This window comes from Pseudomonas rosaeacicularis (genome assembly GCF_057128745.1).
Genome location: NZ_JBSKHT010000028.1, coordinates 1 through 20,020, shown reverse-complemented (window position 1 = coordinate 20,020; position 20,020 = coordinate 1). Strand labels below are relative to the sequence as shown.

At 58.0% G+C, this 20,020-nt stretch carries 17 protein-coding genes; 5 read left to right on the top strand and 12 right to left on the bottom strand.

Annotation, left to right across the window (positions count from 1 at the left end; translation table 11 throughout):
* The first annotated feature begins 298 nt into the window (after positions 1 to 298).
* Positions 299 to 1,078, top strand: a complete 780-nt coding sequence (locus ACWKWM_RS27390; protein WP_483849104.1) for a TSUP family transporter — start codon at positions 299 to 301, stop codon at positions 1,076 to 1,078.
* Here the strand turns inward: ACWKWM_RS27390 and nudC are convergent.
* The gene (gene nudC, locus ACWKWM_RS27385; protein ID WP_483849103.1) at positions 1,046 to 1,882 is read right to left on the bottom strand and encodes an NAD(+) diphosphatase; all 837 of its coding nucleotides are present in this window, start codon (positions 1,880 to 1,882) and stop codon (positions 1,046 to 1,048) included. The two genes, ACWKWM_RS27390 and nudC, sit on opposite strands and share 33 nt — an antisense overlap.
* An 86-nt stretch (positions 1,883 to 1,968) precedes the next feature.
* A complete protein-coding gene (locus ACWKWM_RS27380) occupies positions 1,969 to 2,781 on the bottom strand; it encodes a crotonase/enoyl-CoA hydratase family protein (protein ID WP_483849102.1) in 813 nt (270 codons plus the stop codon).
* A 277-nt stretch (positions 2,782 to 3,058) separates the two neighbouring features.
* On the opposite strand from ACWKWM_RS27380, the gene ACWKWM_RS27375 reads away from it, so the two are divergent.
* Positions 3,059 to 4,543 (top strand): ATPase domain-containing protein, encoded by a 1,485-nt coding sequence (locus ACWKWM_RS27375; RefSeq protein ID WP_483849101.1) that lies wholly within the window; start codon positions 3,059 to 3,061, stop codon positions 4,541 to 4,543.
* Complete coding sequence (locus ACWKWM_RS27370; protein WP_483849100.1) at positions 4,540 to 6,570, top strand: response regulator; 2,031 nt, start codon at positions 4,540 to 4,542, stop codon at positions 6,568 to 6,570. The genes ACWKWM_RS27375 and ACWKWM_RS27370 overlap by 4 nt, the downstream gene beginning before the upstream one ends.
* A 110-nt stretch (positions 6,571 to 6,680) precedes the next feature.
* Here ACWKWM_RS27370 and ACWKWM_RS27365 read toward each other — a convergent pair whose 3' ends face one another.
* The 5 genes from ACWKWM_RS27365 to ACWKWM_RS27345 form a co-directional block, all read right to left on the bottom strand.
* Positions 6,681 to 7,058, bottom strand: coding sequence for a response regulator (locus ACWKWM_RS27365; protein WP_483835965.1), 378 nt, complete (start codon positions 7,056 to 7,058; stop codon positions 6,681 to 6,683).
* Positions 7,059 to 7,214: 156 nt separating this feature from the next.
* Complete coding sequence (locus ACWKWM_RS27360; RefSeq protein ID WP_483849099.1) at positions 7,215 to 8,396, bottom strand: hybrid sensor histidine kinase/response regulator; 1,182 nt, start codon at positions 8,394 to 8,396, stop codon at positions 7,215 to 7,217.
* Entirely contained in the window at positions 8,390 to 9,007 is a 618-nt protein-coding gene (locus tag ACWKWM_RS27355; protein ID WP_483849098.1) for a chemotaxis protein CheB, read from the bottom strand. The genes ACWKWM_RS27360 and ACWKWM_RS27355 overlap by 7 nt, the downstream gene beginning before the upstream one ends.
* Positions 9,004 to 9,825: a CheR family methyltransferase gene (locus tag ACWKWM_RS27350; RefSeq protein ID WP_483849097.1), complete on the bottom strand. Its 822-nt coding sequence runs from the start codon at positions 9,823 to 9,825 to the stop codon at positions 9,004 to 9,006. Before ACWKWM_RS27350 ends, ACWKWM_RS27355 begins: the two co-directional genes overlap by 4 nt.
* 48 nt (positions 9,826 to 9,873) lie before the next feature.
* Positions 9,874 to 13,368: a response regulator gene (locus ACWKWM_RS27345; RefSeq protein ID WP_483849096.1), complete on the bottom strand. Its 3,495-nt coding sequence runs from the start codon at positions 13,366 to 13,368 to the stop codon at positions 9,874 to 9,876.
* A gap of 262 nt (positions 13,369 to 13,630) precedes the next feature.
* Between ACWKWM_RS27345 and ACWKWM_RS27340 the strand changes: the two genes are divergently transcribed.
* Both ACWKWM_RS27340 and ACWKWM_RS27335 read left to right on the top strand, forming a co-directional pair.
* Positions 13,631 to 13,993, top strand: coding sequence for a response regulator (locus ACWKWM_RS27340; protein WP_483849095.1), 363 nt, complete (start codon positions 13,631 to 13,633; stop codon positions 13,991 to 13,993).
* Positions 13,983 to 15,287 carry a glycosyltransferase gene (locus ACWKWM_RS27335; RefSeq protein WP_483849094.1) on the top strand — a complete coding sequence of 435 codons (1,305 nt, stop codon included), beginning with the start codon at positions 13,983 to 13,985 and terminating at the stop codon, positions 15,285 to 15,287. Before ACWKWM_RS27340 ends, ACWKWM_RS27335 begins: the two co-directional genes overlap by 11 nt.
* Before the next feature lie 10 nt (positions 15,288 to 15,297).
* Here the strand turns inward: ACWKWM_RS27335 and ACWKWM_RS27330 are convergent, their stop codons facing one another.
* From ACWKWM_RS27330 to ACWKWM_RS27310, 5 genes are all read right to left on the bottom strand, one after another.
* Positions 15,298 to 16,392, bottom strand: coding sequence for a hypothetical protein (locus tag ACWKWM_RS27330; RefSeq protein ID WP_483849093.1), 1,095 nt, complete (start codon positions 16,390 to 16,392; stop codon positions 15,298 to 15,300).
* A 111-nt stretch (positions 16,393 to 16,503) separates the two neighbouring features.
* Positions 16,504 to 17,169 carry a DUF2931 family protein gene (locus ACWKWM_RS27325; protein ID WP_483849092.1) on the bottom strand — a complete coding sequence of 222 codons (666 nt, stop codon included), beginning with the start codon at positions 17,167 to 17,169 and terminating at the stop codon, positions 16,504 to 16,506.
* Entirely contained in the window at positions 17,156 to 17,821 is a 666-nt protein-coding gene (locus tag ACWKWM_RS27320; RefSeq protein ID WP_483849091.1) for a DUF2931 family protein, read from the bottom strand. The genes ACWKWM_RS27325 and ACWKWM_RS27320 overlap by 14 nt, the downstream gene beginning before the upstream one ends.
* Positions 17,808 to 18,446 (bottom strand): DUF2931 family protein, encoded by a 639-nt coding sequence (locus ACWKWM_RS27315; protein WP_483849090.1) that lies wholly within the window; start codon positions 18,444 to 18,446, stop codon positions 17,808 to 17,810. The genes ACWKWM_RS27320 and ACWKWM_RS27315 overlap by 14 nt, the downstream gene beginning before the upstream one ends.
* Positions 18,443 to 20,020: T6SS phospholipase effector Tle1-like catalytic domain-containing protein (locus tag ACWKWM_RS27310; RefSeq protein WP_483849089.1), on the bottom strand; the 1,578-nt coding region annotated here is incomplete at its 5' end. The genes ACWKWM_RS27315 and ACWKWM_RS27310, both read right to left, overlap by 4 nt.

The window sequence follows — 20,020 nt, the reverse complement described above, 5'->3', positions numbered from 1 at the left end:
ACCCCCGTCCCGTGGGAGCGGACCTGTCCGCGAAGGCGTAGGTCCTGACACAGAAATCCATCGACTGTACGGGCCTCTTCGCGGACAGGTCCGCTCCCACAGAATCTGCGGCGCCCATCAATCAAAGCCCTGTAGGAGCGAACTTGTTCGCGAGGCGATTTAACTGATACGACGCACAGATCGGCTCGCCAACAAGTTGGCTCCTACAGAAAGGCGCGACCACAAAATTGCGGCTAACGGTTAGAATGCCGACCTTCCGGGCAGCCCTTCTGCCCAACTGCCAAGTAAGCCCTTTTTCATGCCCTTCGAACTCAGTGTTGATCTCACCACGCTGGCGGTGCTTGCCGTCGTGGCTCTTATTGCCGGATTTATCGACGCCATTGCAGGGGGCGGCGGTTTGCTGACCACGCCGGCTCTGCTCACCGTTGGTCTGCCGCCGCATCTGGTGCTGGGCACCAACAAGCTGAGCTCCACATTCGGCTCGGCCACTGCCGGTTTCGCCTTCTACCGCCGCAGGCTATTTCACCCTGCCCAATGGAAACGCGCTCTGATTGGCACGGCTGTGGGGGCGCTGATCGGCGCGGTGGTCGCGCATTATCTGCCCGCCGAATGGCTGAACCAGATGCTCCCAGTGATTGTGTTTGGTTGCGGTCTGTACTTGCTGTTCGGTGGGACACCCAAAGCGCCGCTGGACAGCAACGCGCCGATTAAAACCAAATGGCAGCTGCCTCAAGGGCTGGCGCTGGGGTTTTACGACGGTGTCGCGGGGCCCGGCACTGGTGCGTTCTGGACCGTCAGCACGCTGCTGATCTACCCCATCGATCTGGTCAAGGCCAGCGGTGTGGCACGCAGCATGAACTTCGTCAGCAACGCCGCTGCGCTGTCAATCTTCGCGTTCAACGGTCAGGTCGACTGGGCCCTCGGTCTGTGCATGGGGCTGGCGGTGATGGCTGGCGCTTCCCTCGGCGCACGCTCTGCGATCAAGGGCGGCGCCAAATTCATCCGCCCGGTCTTCATCACCGTCGTCCTGGGGCTGACGGTGCGTCTAGCCTGGCAGCACTGGTTCGGTAGCGCCTGAACGCTGGGCCAGATACAGATCGATCAAGTACCGCGCGATGGAACGGCTGGCCGGTAACGGCGGCATGTCGTGAATGCTGAACCACTGCGCGTCTTCGATCTCGTCCGCCTGGGGCACGATCTCGCCGCTCTCGTACTCGGCGTGAAAGCCCAGCATCATCGAGTGCGGAAACGGCCAGCACTGGCTGCCCTTGTACTGGATATTCTTGACCTTGATCTGCACCTCTTCCATGACCTCGCGCCGCACACAGTCTTCGGCGGACTCACCCGGTTCGGCAAATCCTGCCAAGGTGCTATAGACGCCGGTGACGAAGCGCGGCGATCGCGCCAGCAGTACTTCGTCGCCGCGCGTGATCAGCACGATCATGCTTGGGGAGATACGGGGGTAATAGCGCAGATCGCAGTGCGCGCAATACATCGCGCGCTCGCCCGGCACTTGCTCGGCCTTACGCCCACAGTTGCCGCAGAAGCGGTGCTCGCGGGCCCAGGTGCTAATTTGTGCAGCATAACCGAGCTTCTGGTAAACATCGGCATCGTCGCCGAGCATGAATTGACGCAACGTCTGCCAGCTTGTGCCCTCCACCGGCACTGACTTTTCCAGCACCAGCAGATACACCGGTTCTCCATCGAAATGGCCGATGCCGTGCTCGCTGACCACTGGCAAATCCTGACGCTTGAGCCATTCCCGAGAAAACATCACGCCGTTGTCATCAAGCAGAAAACCTTGATCGCCGTGGACCACGGCCATGCCACTGGCTACTTGAGTATCAAGGACAGCGGTGCTCCAACGCCTGGGGCGCGTCATGAAAAATCTCCTCTGGCGCGAACAGGCTGGGTGACTGCGCGTTGCTTGAAGCGTCAGCGCGTCACTCCTTGCAGGCAAGTTCGCTTTTAGTTGTCGAAGACCGGCTTCTGTTTGCTCATATGAGCCAACACTGCCAGCTTCAGGTCTGGTGATTGCAACATGGCAGCGTTCCATGTGGCAACGTATTCGAGGCCGTCATCGATCCGGTGGTCACGCATATAGCTGATCATGCGTTTGGTGCCGTGGAGGGCGATGGGGGATTTCGCAGCGATGTCCCGGGCAATGGCAAACACGCCTTCGAGCAACTGCGGCACGTCGCTGAACGTGCGATTGACCAGCCCGATGCGCTGGGCTTCGGCGGCGTCAACGTTGCGTCCGGTGTAGGCCATCTCGCGCATCATGCCGTCGCCGATGATGCGCGGCAGGCGTTGCAGTGTGCCAACGTCAGCGGCCATGCCCATGTCGATTTCCTTGATAGAGAATAGTGCATCGTCAGCGGCGTAGCGCATGTCACAGGCAGCGATCAAGTCGATCGCGCCGCCGATGCAATATCCCTGGATCGCCGCCAGCACCGGCTTGCTGCATTGGTCAACAGCGGTGAACGAAGCCTGCATCTGCATGATCTTGCGCCGCAACATGCGCGCGTTGCGCCCTGCGTCCTTACCCAACTCGCTGGCCACGGCGGCCAGCAGCGTCAGGTCGATGCCGGACGAGAAATGCTTGCCAGCACCGCTGAGCACTACCACCCTGACATCGTCCGTCGTGTCAGCCCATTCGAAAATCTCGATGATTTCCAGCCAGAACGCCGCATTCATGGCATTGGCTTTTTCTGGGCGGTTAATCTGCACATGGGCGATGTGATCGTCCAATTGGACATTGAAAGCGGTGAAGTCAGACACGATGGCATTCCTTTAAGTTCGTGGGTGATCGCAAATTGCATTGGCGCTGGACTATAGCAAGCGCCCATCAGGCACCGCAGGCTTCGGTTGCGCCATTTACCGGACGCGCTGCCCGTAATAGCTGGTGATCCCCCGTGAAATATTCTGAACGGTCAGTGTGCGCCGCGGTCCAGTAATCTGGCAGCCAACCTTTGCTCAAAAGCGAAGGAAAACCGCAGCCTGGGCGTTGAAGAGTCATCGACGCTCGCCTATTTCTCAGGTCGCAAGAGGGCGATTCTTGACTACATCAAAAGCAGCAACCGGCATTGTGGGTCTGGACGATATTCTCGCAGGGGGACTATCACGCAGCCACGTGTTCCTGCTTGAGGGAGAGCCCGGTACCGGCAAGACCACCGTGGCGCTCCAGTTTCTGCTGGCCGGTGCCGCGCAGAATGAGCGTTCGCTCTACATCACGCTGTCCGAAACCGAAGCTGAGTTGCGCGACGGCGCCCGGTCCCACGGATGGGAGCTGGACGACAACATCAGCATCTTTGAACTGACGCCGCCCGAAGACCTGCTCAACGCCGAGCATCAGCAAAGCCTTCTATATTCCTCGGATCTTGAATTAGGCGAAGCCACACGGCAGATTTTCGAAGTGGTCGAGCGCGTCAGGCCCAATCGTGTAGTCATCGACAGCCTGTCGGAAATTCGTCTGCTGGCGCAAAGCTCCTTGCGCTATCGCCGGCAGATCCTGGCGATCAAACATTACTTCACCCGCTACGACGCCACGGTCGTGCTGCTGGATGACCTGACCACCGAGGCGCTGGACAAGACGGTTCACAGCGTTGCCCACGGCGTGATCCGGCTGGAAGAGCTGACGCCCAACTACGGCGCCGAGCGCCGCCGGTTACGCGTGGTGAAGTATCGCGGTCAGAAATACCGTGGCGGCTACCATGACTTCACGATCATGGCGGACGGCGTCCACGTCTTCCCTCGCCTGGTGGCGGCTGAACACCGCAACAATTTTCAACGCGTGCAAATGAGCAGCCACATTGATGAGCTGGACTCCCTGTTGGGCGGCGGCATCGACGGAGGCTCCAGCACGTTGATCCTGGGACCTGCCGGTACCGGCAAATCGCTGATCTCGATGGTGTTTGCCGCAGCCGCCGTGGCCCGAGGCGAGAAAGTCGGCCTGTTCATTTTCGATGAGGAAATGGGCTTGCTGTTCGATCGCATGAAGAAGATGAACATCGACCTGGAAGCGCTTCAGGCCACCGGCAATCTGGTGATTGAACAGGTGGATGCTGCCGAGCTGTCGCCTGGCGAGTTCTCTCACCGGGTGCGACGCAGCGTTGATCAGAAAGGCATTCGCACCGTGGTGATCGACAGCCTGAACGGCTATCAGGCGGCGATGCCCGAGGAAAACGCGCTGGTGCTGCACATGCACGAGTTGCTGCTGTACCTCAACCGTAAGGGTGCCGCGACGTTCATGACAGTGGCCCAGCACGGGCTGGTGGGTGACATGCGCGCTCCCGTGGATATTACCTATCTGGCTGACACGGTGATTTTGCTGCGTTACTTCGAGGCGCTGGGTCAGGTCAGGCGCGCCGTTTCCGTTATCAAAAAACGCACTGGCACTCACGAATCCACTATCCGCGAATACCGCATCAGCTCCCACGGTTTGACGATCGGCGAGCCATTGAGCGAGTTCCAAGGCGTGCTCCGCGGCGTGCCGCAGTATCTTGGCGAAAGCAATCCGCTGTTGCGGGATAAAGACGCGTGAGTACCCCAGGCCTGTTATCCGAACGCGCGATCATTCTGGCTCCCCACGGCAGGGACAGCCAGATCGCCTTGCGCATCCTGCAAGAAGCGGGCTTTCCCGCGTTGATCACTCACGACCTGGCAGGCTTAAGCGAAGAGCTCAGGTCCGGCGCCGGGCTGGCAATTATTGCCGACGAAGCGCTGCGTAACGCGGACATTCAACCGCTGCTGGCGCAACTGGGCGGTCAGCCCGCCTGGTCGGACCTGCCCATCGTCCTGCTCACTCATCACGGCGGTCCGGAGCAGAATCCTTCGGCGCGTTTCGGCGGCCTGCTGGGCAACGTCACGTTTCTGGAGCGCCCTTTCCACCCGGTGACACTGGTGAGCCTGGTGACCACCGCCGTGCGCAGTCGCCGCCGGCAATACGAAGCGCGCAGCCGTCTGGAGGACATGTTCGAAAGTGAGCAACGCTTGCAAAACGCGTTGATCGCCGGGCGCCTGGGCTCATGGAAACTGGAGGCCGAGTTTCTTGAACTGCAATGTTCACCTACCAGTAAATCCCATTACGGCTGCGACGAAAAAGCGCCGTTCAGCTATCAGGACTGGCTCAACGCGGTGTATTTCCAGGACCAGCCGCGCATGCAGTCGGCGCTGCAACACAGCCTCGATACCGGTGACGATTTCGTCATGGAGTTTCGTAACGTCTGGCCGGATGGCTCGCTGAACTGGGTCGACGTGCGCGCTCGGGCGATTCGTGGGCCAAACGGCAGGGTGAGTGAGTTGGCCGGGGTGAGCTCCGATATCACGGAGCGCAAGCTGGCTGAAAACCAGCTGGTGCAACTCAACGAAACCCTCGAACAGCAAGTCGAGGAGCGCACCTCCCAGCTTCGGCATAACGAAGAGGTGTTGCGCCAATCGCAGAAAATGGAAGCGGTTGGACAACTCACGGGCGGTATCGCCCACGACTTCAACAACATGCTGACCGGCATCATCGGCAGCCTGGAATTACTGCGCCGACGCATCGCGCGCGGGCGTCTTGATGACCTCGATGGGCTGATCGATCTGGGCGTGACCTCGGCCAACCGCGCTGCCGCCTTGACTCACCGTTTGCTGGCGTTTTCCCGCCGGCAATCGCTGGACTCCAAACCGGTGGAGACCAATGAGCTGGTGCATTCGATGGGCGAGTTACTCAATCGCAGCCTGAACGAAAGCATTGGACTGGACATGAGTCTGGACCCATCGCTCTGGACCGCTGAGGCAGATCCCAATCAACTTGAAAGTGCCCTGCTCAACTTGGTGCTCAATGCCAGGGACGCCATGCCGGACGGCGGCAAGCTGATGATCGGGACCTACAACCGGCACCTCGATCGTCACTTCACCAACGCCTACGAAAACCTGCTGCCCGGCGATTACGTGGTATTGAGCGTGTCGGACACCGGCAGTGGCATGCCGGAAAGCGTGATTCGTCGAGCCTTTGATCCGTTCTTCACCACCAAACCCATCGGTCAGGGTACCGGGCTTGGTTTGTCGATGATCTATGGTTTCGCCAAGCAATCCCATGGTCATGTCGCCATCGAAAGTACGGTCGGCCAAGGCACCACGGTGCGGCTGTACCTGCCGCGGTTCCATGGCGCCAAGGAGGAAACCGCCCCGTCCATGACCAGCGATGCGGTGCAGGCGAAACCTGGGGAAACAGTGCTGATCGTCGAAGACGACCCTGCTGTGCGCGCACTGGTCAGCCAGGTGTTGAGCGAATTGGGGTATGCGTATCTGGAGGTCAGCGACGGCACCAGCGCGGTGCCAGTGCTGGAGTCCGATCAACGCATCGATCTGCTGATCAGCGACGTCGGTCTGCCGGGCATGAACGGCCGTCAGGTGGCCGAGATCGGTCGGCAACTGCGCCCGGACCTGAAGGTGCTGTTCATCACCGGGTATGCCGAACATGCAGCGGTCCGAGCAGGGTTTCTCGACACCGGCATGCAGATGATCACCAAGCCGTTCGCCTTCGACAACCTGACGGCGAAGGTGCGGGAGATGATTGAGAGTTGATCGTTATGATTCCCTGTAGGAGCGAACTTGTTCGCGAAGCGTTCTGACTGACGAATCTTGCCAGCCGCCTCGCCAACAAGTTGGCTCCTACAGAGCGAAAGTCGCGTCGCTCAATTTAACAAGCGCTGAATCTGCGTATGCAACGTGTCCATGGTGAAAGGCTTGGCGAGGATCGGGGCCTTGGAGGCAATCGGGCTGCCTGACTCGACAATCTCGGCCGGGTAGCCGCTGATGAAGATGACCTTCAGTTCAGGCCTCAGCTTCACGGCAGGCTCGGCAATCATCACCCCGGAAATACCCCCAGGCAGGCGGTAGTCGGTGATCATCAAATCCAGATGGGGTTTGGTCGCGAGGATTTCGAATGCCTGCTCACCGTTTTCCGCCTGCAACACCCGATAGCCCTCGCCCGACAGATAGTCGGCCAGCAGCATCAGAATCAGCGGTTCGTCTTCGACGATGAGTACGACATTTTCTGCATCAGAGCTCATTTGAACGCCTTTGATCTTATAGATAGCTGCTTGTACGACCATGGCGGTGAGCGGAGGTTGCGCAAGTTTTCAGTAAATCGTCGAACAATCTTTAAAGGGCGACGAGCGTCGTTTAGTTCGACCTGGCGACGCCCTGCGCTTTCCTTGAAAACACCTTCAGACGGGTAACTTGACCCGGAACAACGAGCCTTTGCCCTCCTCGCTCTCGACAACGATCGACCCGCCATGCGCCTCAACGATCTGGTCGGAAATGAACAGCCCGAGCCCAAGTCCTGCGACGGCATGCTTGGCCGAAACGCGCTCGAACTGCTGGAAGATGCGTTTCTGGTTCTCCACGCTGATGCCGATACCGTTGTCGATCACATCCACCCGCGCTTCATCGTCCGCCAGGTAAACCTTCACATGGATCGGCTTGTGCGCGCCGTAGCGCAGGGCGTTGGTCAGCAGGTTCGCCACCACCTGCTCGATACGGAACTCGTCCCAGACGCCAATCACCGGCTCGCTTGCGCTGAGCGTCACCACACAATCTGCGGCGGCAATCTGCGCGGCATAGCTTTCCACCAGATTGACCACCAGTTCGGCCAGATCGAAGGCGCTGGTGCGGATCGACAGTTTGCCGGTGCGGATGCGCGACACATCGAGCATGTCTTCGATCAGCCGAATCAGGCTCTGGATCTGGCGCTCATCGCGATCAACCATCGCCTTGAGCTTGTCCATGGTGAACGCCGAGGCGTTGTCCTTGGCCAGGTGCAACTGTCGCAACTGGGTTTCGAGGATCAGCCCGTTGAGCGGCGTGCGCACTTCATGGGAAACGATCGACATGAAGTCGTCACGCATGCGCACCGCATGTTCAAGCTCGTTCTGGGTCAATTGCAGCTTGGTCAGCAGCGCTTCCTGTTCCTGACGCGCACGCTCCAGGGCATCGAGCTGATGTTTGAGCGCCTTGCGCTGGCGGTACAGATCAACGAAGACGTTGACCTTGCTCTTGACCGCATGAATATCCAGCGGCTTGTGCAGGAAATCCACGGCACCGCTTTCATAGCCCTTGAACGCGTAGTTCAGCTCACGTCCCGCCGCGCTGACGAAGACAATAGGAATGTTCTTGGTCTTCTCGGTGCCGCGCATCATTTCCGCGAGTTCAAAGCCGTTCATGCCCGGCATCTGTACGTCGAGGATCGCCATCGCGAACTCATGTTCCAGCAACAGCGACAGCGCCTCGTCAGCGGACAGCGCCTTGAACACCTGACGGTCCTCGCGCTTGATCAGCGCCTCGAGGGCCAGGAGATTTTCCGGGAGATCGTCGACGATCAGCAGTTTGGCTTTTACTTCACTCAGCATGCGATTCGTTCCAGCTCGACAAGCAGTAAGCCAATGTCGTGCAAAGGCAGGAGGTAATCAGGGGTGTGTAATGCGAGGGCAGCCTCTGGCATGGTGCGCGCCTGAGCGGTTTTGGGGTCTTGCACCACGGTAAATCCACCGCACTGCTTGATCCGCGCCAGCCCGAATGCGCCGTCGTTGTTGGCGCCGGTCAGCAACACGCCCGCCAGGCGTGCGCCGTACACGTCGGCCGCCGAGTCAAACAGAATGTCGACGCTGGGCCGAGAATGAAAAACGCGCTCCTCCTGGCTGAAGGAAAACGTGTTGTCTGCCTCGATCGACAGGTGATAACCGGGGGATGCGAAATACATCGTGCCTGGCACCAGCGCTTCCTTGTCATCGGCTTCTTTCACCGGAATCGATAAGCGCGAGGTGAACACCTCCGCCAGCTGACTACGACGCTCGTCAGGCACGTGCAGTACCGTAATGATCGGCAGGCGATAGCCTCTGGGCAGCGGTGTGAAAATCTTCAGCAACGCCTCGACTCCGCCCGCAGACGCACCGACGACGATGGCGTCAACGACGGGCAAAGGTTTCGCATCCGGACCATGATCAGGGAAGGCAGTTTTCATGTCTTGCGGTAGATCCGCTCAGGTTTGACCAAGGGTTCGAACTGCTTGCTGAAGCCGGAGAAATCCAGGGTTTCCTTGCTGCCGAGCACCAAAAAGCCGCGATGCCCCAGCGACTCATGAAACAGCCCGAACGCCCGGTCTTGCAGTGTCTTGTTGAAATAGATGAGCACATTGCGGCAGGAGATCAACTGCGTTTCAGAGAAAACGCTGTCGGTCGCCAGGCTGTGGTCGGCAAAAGTTACATTTTCGCGCAGTGTTTTGTCGAAGATCGCGTAGTCATAAGCGGCCGTGTAGTACTCGGACAGCGCCCGCTTGCCGCCGGCCTTGATGTAGTTGTCGCTGTATCCGGGCATGTTTTCCATGGAAAAAATCCCTTGCTTGGCTTTTTCCAGCGATCGCGGATTGATGTCGGTGGCGTAGATGATCGTGCGCTCGAGCAAGCCCTCTTCGCGCAGCAGAATGGCCATCGAATAGACTTCTTCGCCCGTGCTGCAGCCCGCGATCCAGATTTTCAACGACGGATAAGTCTTGAGCAGCGGCACGACTTCCTGGCGAATGGCGAGAAAGTGCGTCGGATCACGAAACATCTCGCTGACCGGAATCGTCAGGAACTGCAGCAACTGCATGAAAGCCGACGGGTCGTGCAGCACTCGCTCCTGCAACGCCGAAATGGTCTTGAGCTCGAACTGGCGCAGGGCATGATTGACCCGTCGTTTGACCGACGCACCTGAGTAATCGCGGAAATCATAGCTGTACTTCGAATAAATCGCCTCGATCAACAAGCGCAATTCAATGTCAGCGTCTCGCTCAAGCGGCATCTGGAAAACCTGGTCTGTATTCGGAAGTGCTCAATTGATCCAGTCCATTCAGATACGTTCCATTTTCGGCATCCACACGCGTATCAACGAGAACAAGCGGTCCAGATCGATGGGCTTGGCCAGGTAATCGTTGGAGCCGGCCTGCAGACAGCGGTCCTGATCGTCTTTCATGGCCTTGGCCGTCACGGCGATGATCGGCAGTTTGCGCCAGCGTGGGTCTTTACGGATTTCGGCGGTGGCCTCGTAGCCATCCATCTCCGGCATCATCACGTCCATCAGCACCAGATCGATGTCCTCGACCTCGTTGAGTTTGGCAATGGCTTCCAGCCCATTACGCCCTACTTCGACGATCGCGCCCTTGTGTTCCAGCGCACTGGTGAGCGCGAAGATGTTGCGCACGTCGTCGTCCACGACGAGGATCTTGCGGCCCTCGAACACACGATCACGGCTGCGCGCCGTCTTGAGCATGGTCTGGCGCTCGGAGGACAACTGCGACTCGACCTTGTGCAGGAACAGCGTGACTTCATCGAGCAGCCGTTCCGGGGAGCGGGCCCCCTTGATGATGATGGTGCGCGAGTATTTGAGCAGTTCGGTTTCTTCATCGCGGGTCAGGTTGCGCCCGGTGTAGACGATGACCGGCGGGAAGGCGGCGATTTCATCCGTGGTCATGCGTTTGAGCAAGTCGTTGCCCAGCATGTCCGGCAGCTTGAGGTCGATGATCATGCAGTCGTAGGCGTTGTCGCGCAGCAGCTCCAGGGCGTCCTGCGCAAAGCCCACTGCGGTGATTTCGATATCGTCGTCGCCAATCAGCCGCGAGATACTGTCGCGCTGCAAGGCGTCGTCTTCGACCAGCAGAATGCGTTTGACCTTTTGGGTCAGCTTGGCTTCGAGGCGGGCGAACACGTCCTTGAGCTCTTCACGGGTGGTCGGTTTGACCGCATAACCCACGGCGCCCATTTGCATGGCCGCTTCCTGACGGTCTTCGACGGAAATCACGTGCACCGGGATATGCCGCGTCGAGGCACGTTCCTTCAAGCGTTGCAGCACGGTCAGGCCTGAGTGATCGGGCAAGCGCATGTCCAGCAAAATAGCGTCGGGCACGAATTGCGCGGCCAGTTCAAAACCGTCGTCGGCCGCGTGGGCCACCAAACAGTGATAGCCCAATTCATGGGCCAGATCGTAGAGGATCTGGGCGAATCGAACCTCGTCCTCGATCACCAGAATGCAGCGTTTGGTGAAGGGGGTTTTCTCGCGGTCATCGGCAAAGCTCGGCACCGGCACTGAAACGCTCGGGACTGGCACGACGATCGGCTTCGCCACTGGCGCGGGCGCGGCCATGGCTGGAGCTGGCGAGCGATACTCTTGGCCCTGCAGTTGCTCTTCGTACTGTTCCGGCAGCACCAGGGTAAAAATACTGCCCTGCCCCGGTGCGCTGGTCACGGCAATGGATCCGCCGAGCAGACGCGCCAGATCCCGCGAGATCGAAAGTCCCAGACCGGTGCCGCCATAGCGCCGGTTGGTGGTGCCGTCGGCCTGGCGGAAGGCTTCGAAAATGCTTTCCTGCTGATCTTCGGCAATACCGATCCCGGAGTCGCGCACGGTGAACACAATGCCGGCCCCCGGTTGCCGCGAAACCGTCAGGCTCACCGTACCGGCTTCGGTGAACTTGACCGCGTTGGACAGCAGGTTCTTGAGGATCTGCTCCAGGCGCTGGCGGTCGGTGTATAGCATGGTCGGCGCGCCTGCCTGCATCTCGACGATGAATTCCAGCTTTTTCTCGGCAGCCAATGGCTCGAACATCGTGCGCAACCCGTCCACCAGCCTCGGCACGCTGCTGTTTTCCGGACGCATGTCGAGCTTGCCGGCCTCGACCTTGGAGATGTCGAGGATGTCGTTGATCAGGTTCAACAGATCGTTGCCAGCGGAGTAAATCGATTCGGCGAACTTGACCTGTTCGGCGCTGAGGTTGTCCTGGGGGTTCTCCGCCAACAGTTTGGCCAGAATCAACGAGCTGTTGAGCGGCGTGCGCAGCTCGTGGGACATGTTGGCCAGGAATTCGGATTTGTACTTGCTGGAGCGCTGCAGCTCATCGGCGCGGGCTTCAAGTTCGATCTGGGCGATGTGGAGCTCTTCGTTGTTGCGGTCCAGCGCATCGCGTTGATCGGCAATGGCCTGGCTTTGTTCGGCCAACTGTTCGTTGGTCTGCTCCAGTTCCGCCTGCTGGGTCTCCAGATGAACTTGGGATTCCTTGAGAATGCGCGATTGCTCTTCCAGCTCTTCGTTGGCGGTGCGCAGTTCTTCCTGCTGCACTTGCAGTTCTTCATTGAGCTGCTGGGTTTCGGCCAATACTTCCTGCAAGCGCTGACGATAGCGCGCAGCTTCGATGGAAGTGCCGACGTTGTCAGCGATCAACTCCATGAATTCGACGTCGCGGGGGGTGAGAGTGCGCAGGAAACCCAGCTCGATCACGCCATTGACGCTGTCGTCATTGCTGGTCGGCACCACCAGCACGCTGCGCGGCGAGCCATCGCCCAGGCCTGAACTGACTTTGAAGTAGTCCAGCGGCACATCGTCCAGCGTGATCACCTGATCCTGCTCGGCCGCCTTACCCACCACGCCTTCGCCGCTGTAGATCGACTGTTCCTGCATCTCTTGTTGGCGGGAGAAGCCGTAGGACGCCACGCGAACCAAACCACCGTGCTCTTGACGGACATAGACCGCAGCGACCACCGCGCCCAGATACTGCGCGAAAAACTGCAGGACATTGCGTCCCAGCATGTTCAACGTCAGTTGGCCCAACACCTGCTCAGCCAGTTCGCTCTGACCATTGCGCAGCCATGCTACGTGCTCCAGACGGCTTGCGTTTTCTTCCTGGCTTTTCAGGTTTGCCGCGTAATTGGTGGACAACGCGAGCATGTCCCGACGGCCGACCCACGCCAGAACGCCGCTGAGCAACAGCACGAACACCAGGTAAAACGACACCGACACAATCGTGGTGTGAGTGACGTCGGTATTGCGCGTCTGCCGTAACTGCTGCTCGACACCGACCGCCTGCTCGTACTCTGCACGTATCTCGTCGCTCAGCCGCTTGCCGCGGCGGGCCTGAATGGGGCCTTGATAGTCACCGCCCTGGCGGCGCAAGGTGATCATCTCCTGGGCAAACTTGTTCCACTCTTCCTGCATGCCAGCAATGCGCTTGAAGCGATCGACCTGGGGAGGATTGTCCGCTACCAGTTCTTCCAGCCCCTTGAGCTCGGCAATGATGCTGGGTTTGGCGACTTCGTAGGGGTCCAAAAAGCGCTCATCGCCGGTCAGCAAGAAGCCGCGCATGCCGGTTTCCATGTCGATGGACAGCTTCAACGAGCGGTTGGCGTTGTTGATCACCCGGTCGGTGTGCTCCACCCACTGGATGACTGACAGCAAATAAGTAATCAGAATAATAAAGAATGCGGCGCTCATGACACCCACGCCCAAGGGCAAGGCGACGTTGCGTCCTAGCAGTTTGCGGAAACGTTGCTCATCGACAGTAGATGGATGGATCATCTTGGGGTCCGCGCCAATTGGTCTAAACAGCGGAGTTTGCCGTAAACTTCAGGAAAAGACTCTGACTTCTGACATATAAAGCGGAATTTTCAGACAAAAATCGTAGGACCAACGACAAATTTATCTGCAATTGGATAACAGTTGAGGCCAAAACCTCTCATTTGAATGCATCCGGACGAATCTTCGAGACTGAAAATTTGCCGGACTGATTTACCAACGGGCTCGAAATGGGCCGCGAACCTGTCACTTTTAAGGAAACACCATGTCCCATCCAGCCAGCACTATTCTTGTGGTGGAAGACGACAGCATCGTGCGCATGCTGATTGTCGATGTACTCGAGGAACTCGAGTATCAGGTGCTCGAGGCGGCCGATGGTGGCCAGGCGCTGTCGTTTCTCGAGAACAGCGGTACCGTGATCGACCTGCTGATGACCGACAAGGGTTTGCCCGACATGGACGGCATCAAGCTCGCCCAACAGGCCCGCACGCTTCGCCCGGCGTTGCCGATTTTGTTCGCCAGCGGCTATGCCGAGAACATCGATGCGCCGGCCGACATGTTCGTGATCGGCAAACCATTTTCCATTGATCAATTGCGCGACAAAGTGAAAAGCATTCTTGGCCACTGAAACGCCGAAGGGTAGCAACACCCGTTTACTGATCATTGGCTACGTCTGGCCGGAGCCGCGCTCGTCGGCCGCCAGCGGACACGTCATGCAGTTGATTGACTGTTTCTTGCAGCACGGCTGGCAGATCACCTTCGCCAGTGCCGCCAGCGAAGGCGAGCACAAGGCCGACCTTGCAGCGATGGGCATCGCAGAAGTCAGCATCGAGTTGAACAACAGCAGCTTCGATGTCTTTGTCAGCGAACTGCAACCGGATGTGGTGCTGTTCGATCAATTCCTGATGGAAGAACAATTCGGCTGGCGAGTTGAGAAGCACTGCCCTACGGCGCTGCGGGTGATGGAAACCTGCGACCTGCAAAGCCTGCGTCACAGCCGTCACCAACTGCTCAAGCAGCGGCTGAACGATCATCGGGGTGATGACAACGAGCTCGACGTCTTCGATGCCTGCGACCAAGCGCAGTACACGCACATGGCGCAGTCGGATATCGCACAGCGGGAAATAGCATCGTTCTATCGCTGTGACCTGAATCTGGTGGTGTCGGATGTCGAAATCGAACTGCTGATCCGTCTGTTCAAAGTCCCGCCCAGCTTGCTGCAGTTGTGTCCGTTGATGCTGCGCGATATCCCCACATGCGCCCAGCCATTTGAAGCGCGAGCGCATTTCTTGACGATTGGCAATTTTCGCCACGCGCCCAACTGGGACGCGGTGCTGTGGCTCAAAAGCGCGATCTGGCCATTGATTCGTCAACAGTTGCCCACAGCGCAACTGCATGTCTATGGCGCTTACACCCCGCCCAAAGCCACCGCTTTGCACAACGCAGCCCAAGGATTTTATGTCATGAACTGGGCCGAAGATGCGCACGCCGTCATGAGTAATGCTCGCGTGTCACTGGCACCCCTGCGTTTTGGTGCGGGCATCAAAGGCAAGATCATCGACGCCATGGCCTGCGGCACACCGACCGTGACCACGCCAGTGGGCGCTGAAGCCATGCACGGCGAGCTGCCGTTTCCGGGAGCTGTGGCCAAAACGGCCGCGCAACTGGCAGCAGAAGCTGTGCGCCTGTATCAGGACCCGGTCGCTTGGGCCCAGGCTCAACACGCAGGTTTCGACGTGTTGCGTGACCGGTTTAGCCATGAGCAGCACTGCGCTGCGCTGATCGAGCGGATCAATGCGCTGCGCGCGAACCTCACCGAGCATCGCACCGCGAACTTTACTGGCGCGATGCTGCGACATCACCAGCACAAGAGCACGCAGTACATGGCGCAGTGGATTGAGGCGAAGAATCGTCGGGATTGAGTGGGCGGAATTATTTTCGGAAGCACCCTGTTTGGTTCCCATCATCCCAGGCCAGGCATCCGGGTTTGATGTTCAGGACCATGTTGTTGAAAAGGCCAGACAGATCACTGTCGTTTTCAACAAAGGGTTCCGCCCATTCCATGGAAAACATCCGCCCTGTTGGCGTTACCTCAACCCAGATAATTGGTTTGGATGAGCCCTGCCTTTTAAAACCAATCCTTTTCAAGGTTTTTTGCTTGTCGAATGGGAGGTGTACAACCGGATTTTTCGCATCTTTCCATAGCTGCTTTTGAACGGTGCCGTCCTGAAAACCCCAGTAGACGTCGACCGGTTCGATCACCGGCGGGATGAATTTAACGTCTTGAAGCAGCGTGAACAGATAATTACTTTTTATCAGGCTGAGTTTCTCTTGGCTGCCGTTGAAATGTGCCTTGGACTCACTCAGGTCATACTCTTGCGGCTGCTTAAACAAAGCTGGGCGCCCCCGCGCTTTCTCCCAGCCGATACTAAACAATCGACTACGAGCATCAACATCAAACCATTTGATCGCCGCCGAATGACCTCGCCTGCCAATGCCGATTCTTTTCAGATTTCTGCGGTCATCGAAGGGGACAAACACAGCATCAGCATTGAAATAATCAACTTGGGCTTCAGCTTGGGGACCTTGGGTATATTCGAGATAAATAGTGACGGGGTCGAGCAACTGGAAAAGCGGAGGCGGTGAGTAGTACATGGTCAGAACATAATTGTCTCGAGCGAGGTCATAACCCTCATCTTTATAACGAAGATGCAATTGCTCAGCTTTCGCCAAATCCGTCTCGGACAATGAGTCGAAGTTCACGACCACCGGTTTTGGCACAGCCAGCGAATCAGGTTTTAAAATCACTGATTCGTCTTCTTCATACCACGTACCATTAGCACTGCCGCCTGCACTTCCGTAATAGATTTGCCCGCTAAAGGTTCCATCAGGACGCAGGTGCAATATCGAACCCATTTCCATTTTCCCGTCCAGGAAATACTTTCCTGGGACATCACTCGCGATCGCTGCGCAATTGACAGCAAAAACTAATGTGAAGAACACGGCGATACGTCGGCGAATGTTCATGCAATATCCTTTTCTTGATTTAAACGGCAGCGTTGGAGCTGCGATTAGTCATCCCTGATGATCTGGGGCATCGTGACGAATCAGATGTTTTTTATGGTGGCCGCCGATCAGTTACCAGGTGCCATATGGAATACCGTGCTTGTCGATGTAGGCTTTGTTCTCTGGTTCTATCGGTACGTATTGGCCTTTATTTTTGCCTTTATATGGCCCAAGTGGTTCGGTTTCGGCCTGAAAGCGGCCGACTTCCGTGAACCCCAGGCACGCTCCACCCACCCAGACTTTGACGATGCCGCCAGGTGCCATGCCGAGGGTGATCATTTTTCGGTAATCGTCCCTCCATTCTTGCGACCCTTGGCAATAAACCCGCTCCGGTTTGACCATCTCGTCACGCACCCACTGCGGAATCCTTATGCCGATCTTGTAGGTCTGCGGCTCTGCCAACGACTGCCAGCGCGCAAAAATGCGCTCAGGCAGATCGACGTTGCTGACCGGCATCATCTTGCCCCCGCCTTGGTGCCAGCCTTCCGGTTTTCGGGTATAGCCCGCCACACCGCCAAAGACATTGAAGAAGGCGAGCCCGCGTTGATCAAGCACATCTACACTTTCCACCCAGACTTCCATGTGACGCGGGGCTGCCAAACCTACATACCAACGGGGATACGGCAACTTCGGTGGGAGTGAAGGGCGTGGACCGGCGGCGCAGGCGCTGAGGCTCAATGTCAGGCCAATGAGCAGGCTTATGCGCTTCAGGGTTTGAAGGCTTCTACCATGAGTCATAAGGAATACCGTGCTTGTCGACATACGCCTTGTTCTCGGGTTCTATCGGCACGTACTGGCCGTTACTCTTGCCTTTGTATGGCCCAAGCGGTTCGATTTCGGCCTGGAAGCGGCCAACTTCCTTGTAACCCAAGCAACCTCCTCCCACCCACACCTTAACCACCCCACCGGGCGCCATACCCAAGTTGATAGTGTCTTGAAACAGGGTCATTTCCTTCTGGGCGGGTTGGCAGAACTCCCTTTTTGGCTCAATCATTGCCGTACGCACCCACTGCGGAATCCTGATACCGATTTTGTAGGTCTGTGGCTCTACCAAAGATTGCCAACGCAGGAAAATTCGCTCTGGAAGGTCGACATTGTTCACAGGCATCGTCGCTCCTCCACCTTGGTGCCAGCCCTCCGGTTTTCGGGTATAGCCCGCCACACCCCCAAAAACGTTGAAGAACGCAAGCCCCCTTTGATCAAGCACATCCACGCTTTCCACCCAGACTTCCATGTAACGCGGGGCTGCCAAACCGACGTACCAACTTGGATACGGCAGCTTGGGTGGCGGAGATTGCCGGGGGCCACCGGCGCAGGCGCACAGGCTGAACAGCAACCCAAGAAGCAGGCTCAAGCGCTTAGTGGCCTGTAAGTGCTTACCAAGAGCCATATGGAATTCCGTGCTTGTCGATGTACGCCCTGTTCTCGGGTTCTATCGGCACGTACTGGCCGTTACTCTTGCCTTTGTATGGCCCAAGCGGCTCGATTTCGGCTTGGAAGCGGCCTACTTCCGTGAACCCCAGGCACGCCCCACCCACCCAGACTTTGACGATGCCGCCAGGGGCCATGCCGAGGGTGATCATTTTTCGGTAATCGTCCCTCCATTCTTGCGACCCTTGGCAATAAACCCGCTCCGGTTTGACCATCTCGTCACGCACCCACTGCGGAATCTTTATGCCGATCTTGTAGGTCTGCGGCTCTGCCAATGACTGCCAGCGCGCAAAAATGCGCTCAGGCAGATCGACGTTGCTGACCGGCATCATTGCGCCTCCTCCCTGATGCCAGCCCTCCGGTTCTCTTGTGTAGCCCGCCACGCCCCCAAAGACATTGAAAAAGGCGAGCCCGCGCTGATCGAGCACATCCACGCTTTCCACCCAGACTTCCATGTAGCGTGGCGCTGCGAGGCCGACCTGCCAACTTGGGTAAGGCAGCTTCGGTGGGGGTGAAGGGCGTGGGCCGGTGGCGCAGGCACTGAGGCTGAATAACAGACCGATCAGCAGAGTCAGTTTCTTCATTTCGGGTAACCCTGCTGAGGGTAATCAGGATGGACAATGCGGCGGTTTTCTTGGGCGGGCTTGTTGATAAACAAGCCGCCAATGGGGGTCCAATGGGCTGATCGGTGGATGTAGCGGCCAAGCAGCAAACGCTCTTGATCGGTATCCAAGCTAGTGGCGCTGCCTGCCAAACCGTTTTCGAGGATGCGAGCAGCGATCGACTTTAGATCCGCTGGCAACGCCAATTCGGGCTGCGCATCGAGATTTTTGAACGGCACCCCATGACGCACGCCCAGCTCGCGCATCAGGCGCATCAGGCGCAAAGCGATCAGCGCCAACTCGCCGCGCACCGGACGATCGAGCTCGACCGAAATCAGATAATCTTGCTCCGTCGTTTCCTTTTTACCTTGCGGCGGTACAGCAAACGGGATCGCCTTGACCTTGATGCTGCCCTCACCCGCCAAGCCCGTGGCGCGTAGAGTTTCGGCGCGAGCTTCAGCCGCGGCCCACTCTGGGGTGGATTCCACTTTGCGACCCACCTTCACATTCACTCGCTGCGGCGTGGTCAGCAGTACCTTCTCCCGTGCGCGGGGCAAGTAGCCTCCGCCAACGTCTGAATGCACTCCCGGCAGGCTGATTTCCTGATGGCCACGCTGCAGGCTATTGAGAGCGAAGTTATGGCGAATTTCGTCACGGGCTTGCAGGTGGATAATCTTGCGTGCGCAGCCTGGCGGTAGATACAGATTCACGCCGGAGTTGTCAGCATTGGCGACGCTCAGGTCGCCGTATCCTGGCGCTGCGATGGCCGCGACGGTATCGAACAGACCGATCAGATTGAGGCTGACGTTCTTGGCTGGATTAAAAGTAGGCAGCAGCCCGAAGCGAGTGGGCTTCAGCAGTTCAGCGAAAACCCCACAGCCAGGTTTGAGCAGTTCGTTGGCGCAATGCCGCGCGGCGGCAGCACCACGACTGAAGCCGAAAATATCGAATTCGACCCGTCGAATTTTTATATCTGGATTAGCTCGCTGGAACAGGTCTAACCGCTCTTTGACTAAAGCAGGCGCTTGCTCCACCCGCGCCACCACACCCGTTTCACCACGCCCTGTAGCTTGACCGTAACGCGAATCTTTGCCACCGCTGCGAGTACCAATTCCTTCGTGATAAGTCTTTATGTAACCAACGTCGGCTTCCGCTGGCAGGCCGTCAGTGGCGTGGTCCGGATACAGACGATGAAGGTGGACCACATTACTCGCCGCATTCCCATAACTGGTGTCCGGCGTGCTATCAAACCAGTTGCCGTCAAATCCACTGAAACCGTATTGCCCGCAATACGCGACGATGCTCGCCAGTTCAGTTGAATTGAACAGTTGCAGGTCTTCGCGCTGGCATTGCGCCGTGGTGGCGGAGTTGCTGAGGTTGTTGCCGGTCCCGTCGAAAAACAGCCCCAAGCGCAATGTGATGCCTTCGAGTTCCTCTTCCTCCTCCTCTTCATCCAGATCGTTATTCAAAACCGGGTCGTCGGGTTTGCCAGGATCATCAAGGGAGTTTGCAGTCGGGCGGACCGGCGCACTTGTTCTGGGCAAAGGCGCCACAGC

What these genes read in the sequence shown, in the direction of transcription:
- ACWKWM_RS27390 (WP_483849104.1), top strand. Translation starts at nt 299, where the DNA reads ATGCCCTTCGAACTCAGTGTTGATCTCACCACGCTGGCGGTGCTTGCC.
- nudC (WP_483849103.1), bottom strand. Translation starts at nt 1,882, where the DNA reads ATGACGCGCCCCAGGCGTTGGAGCACCGCTGTCCTTGATACTCAAGTA.
- ACWKWM_RS27365 (WP_483835965.1), bottom strand. Translation starts at nt 7,058, where the DNA reads ATGAGCTCTGATGCAGAAAATGTCGTACTCATCGTCGAAGACGAACCG.
- ACWKWM_RS27360 (WP_483849099.1), bottom strand. Translation starts at nt 8,396, where the DNA reads ATGCTGAGTGAAGTAAAAGCCAAACTGCTGATCGTCGACGATCTCCCG.
- ACWKWM_RS27355 (WP_483849098.1), bottom strand. Translation starts at nt 9,007, where the DNA reads ATGAAAACTGCCTTCCCTGATCATGGTCCGGATGCGAAACCTTTGCCC.
- ACWKWM_RS27350 (WP_483849097.1), bottom strand. Translation starts at nt 9,825, where the DNA reads ATGCCGCTTGAGCGAGACGCTGACATTGAATTGCGCTTGTTGATCGAG.
- ACWKWM_RS27345 (WP_483849096.1), bottom strand. Translation starts at nt 13,368, where the DNA reads ATGATCCATCCATCTACTGTCGATGAGCAACGTTTCCGCAAACTGCTA.
- ACWKWM_RS27340 (WP_483849095.1), top strand. Translation starts at nt 13,631, where the DNA reads ATGTCCCATCCAGCCAGCACTATTCTTGTGGTGGAAGACGACAGCATC.
- ACWKWM_RS27330 (WP_483849093.1), bottom strand. Translation starts at nt 16,392, where the DNA reads ATGAACATTCGCCGACGTATCGCCGTGTTCTTCACATTAGTTTTTGCT.
- ACWKWM_RS27325 (WP_483849092.1), bottom strand. Translation starts at nt 17,169, where the DNA reads ATGACTCATGGTAGAAGCCTTCAAACCCTGAAGCGCATAAGCCTGCTC.
- ACWKWM_RS27320 (WP_483849091.1), bottom strand. Translation starts at nt 17,821, where the DNA reads ATGGCTCTTGGTAAGCACTTACAGGCCACTAAGCGCTTGAGCCTGCTT.
- ACWKWM_RS27315 (WP_483849090.1), bottom strand. Translation starts at nt 18,446, where the DNA reads ATGAAGAAACTGACTCTGCTGATCGGTCTGTTATTCAGCCTCAGTGCC.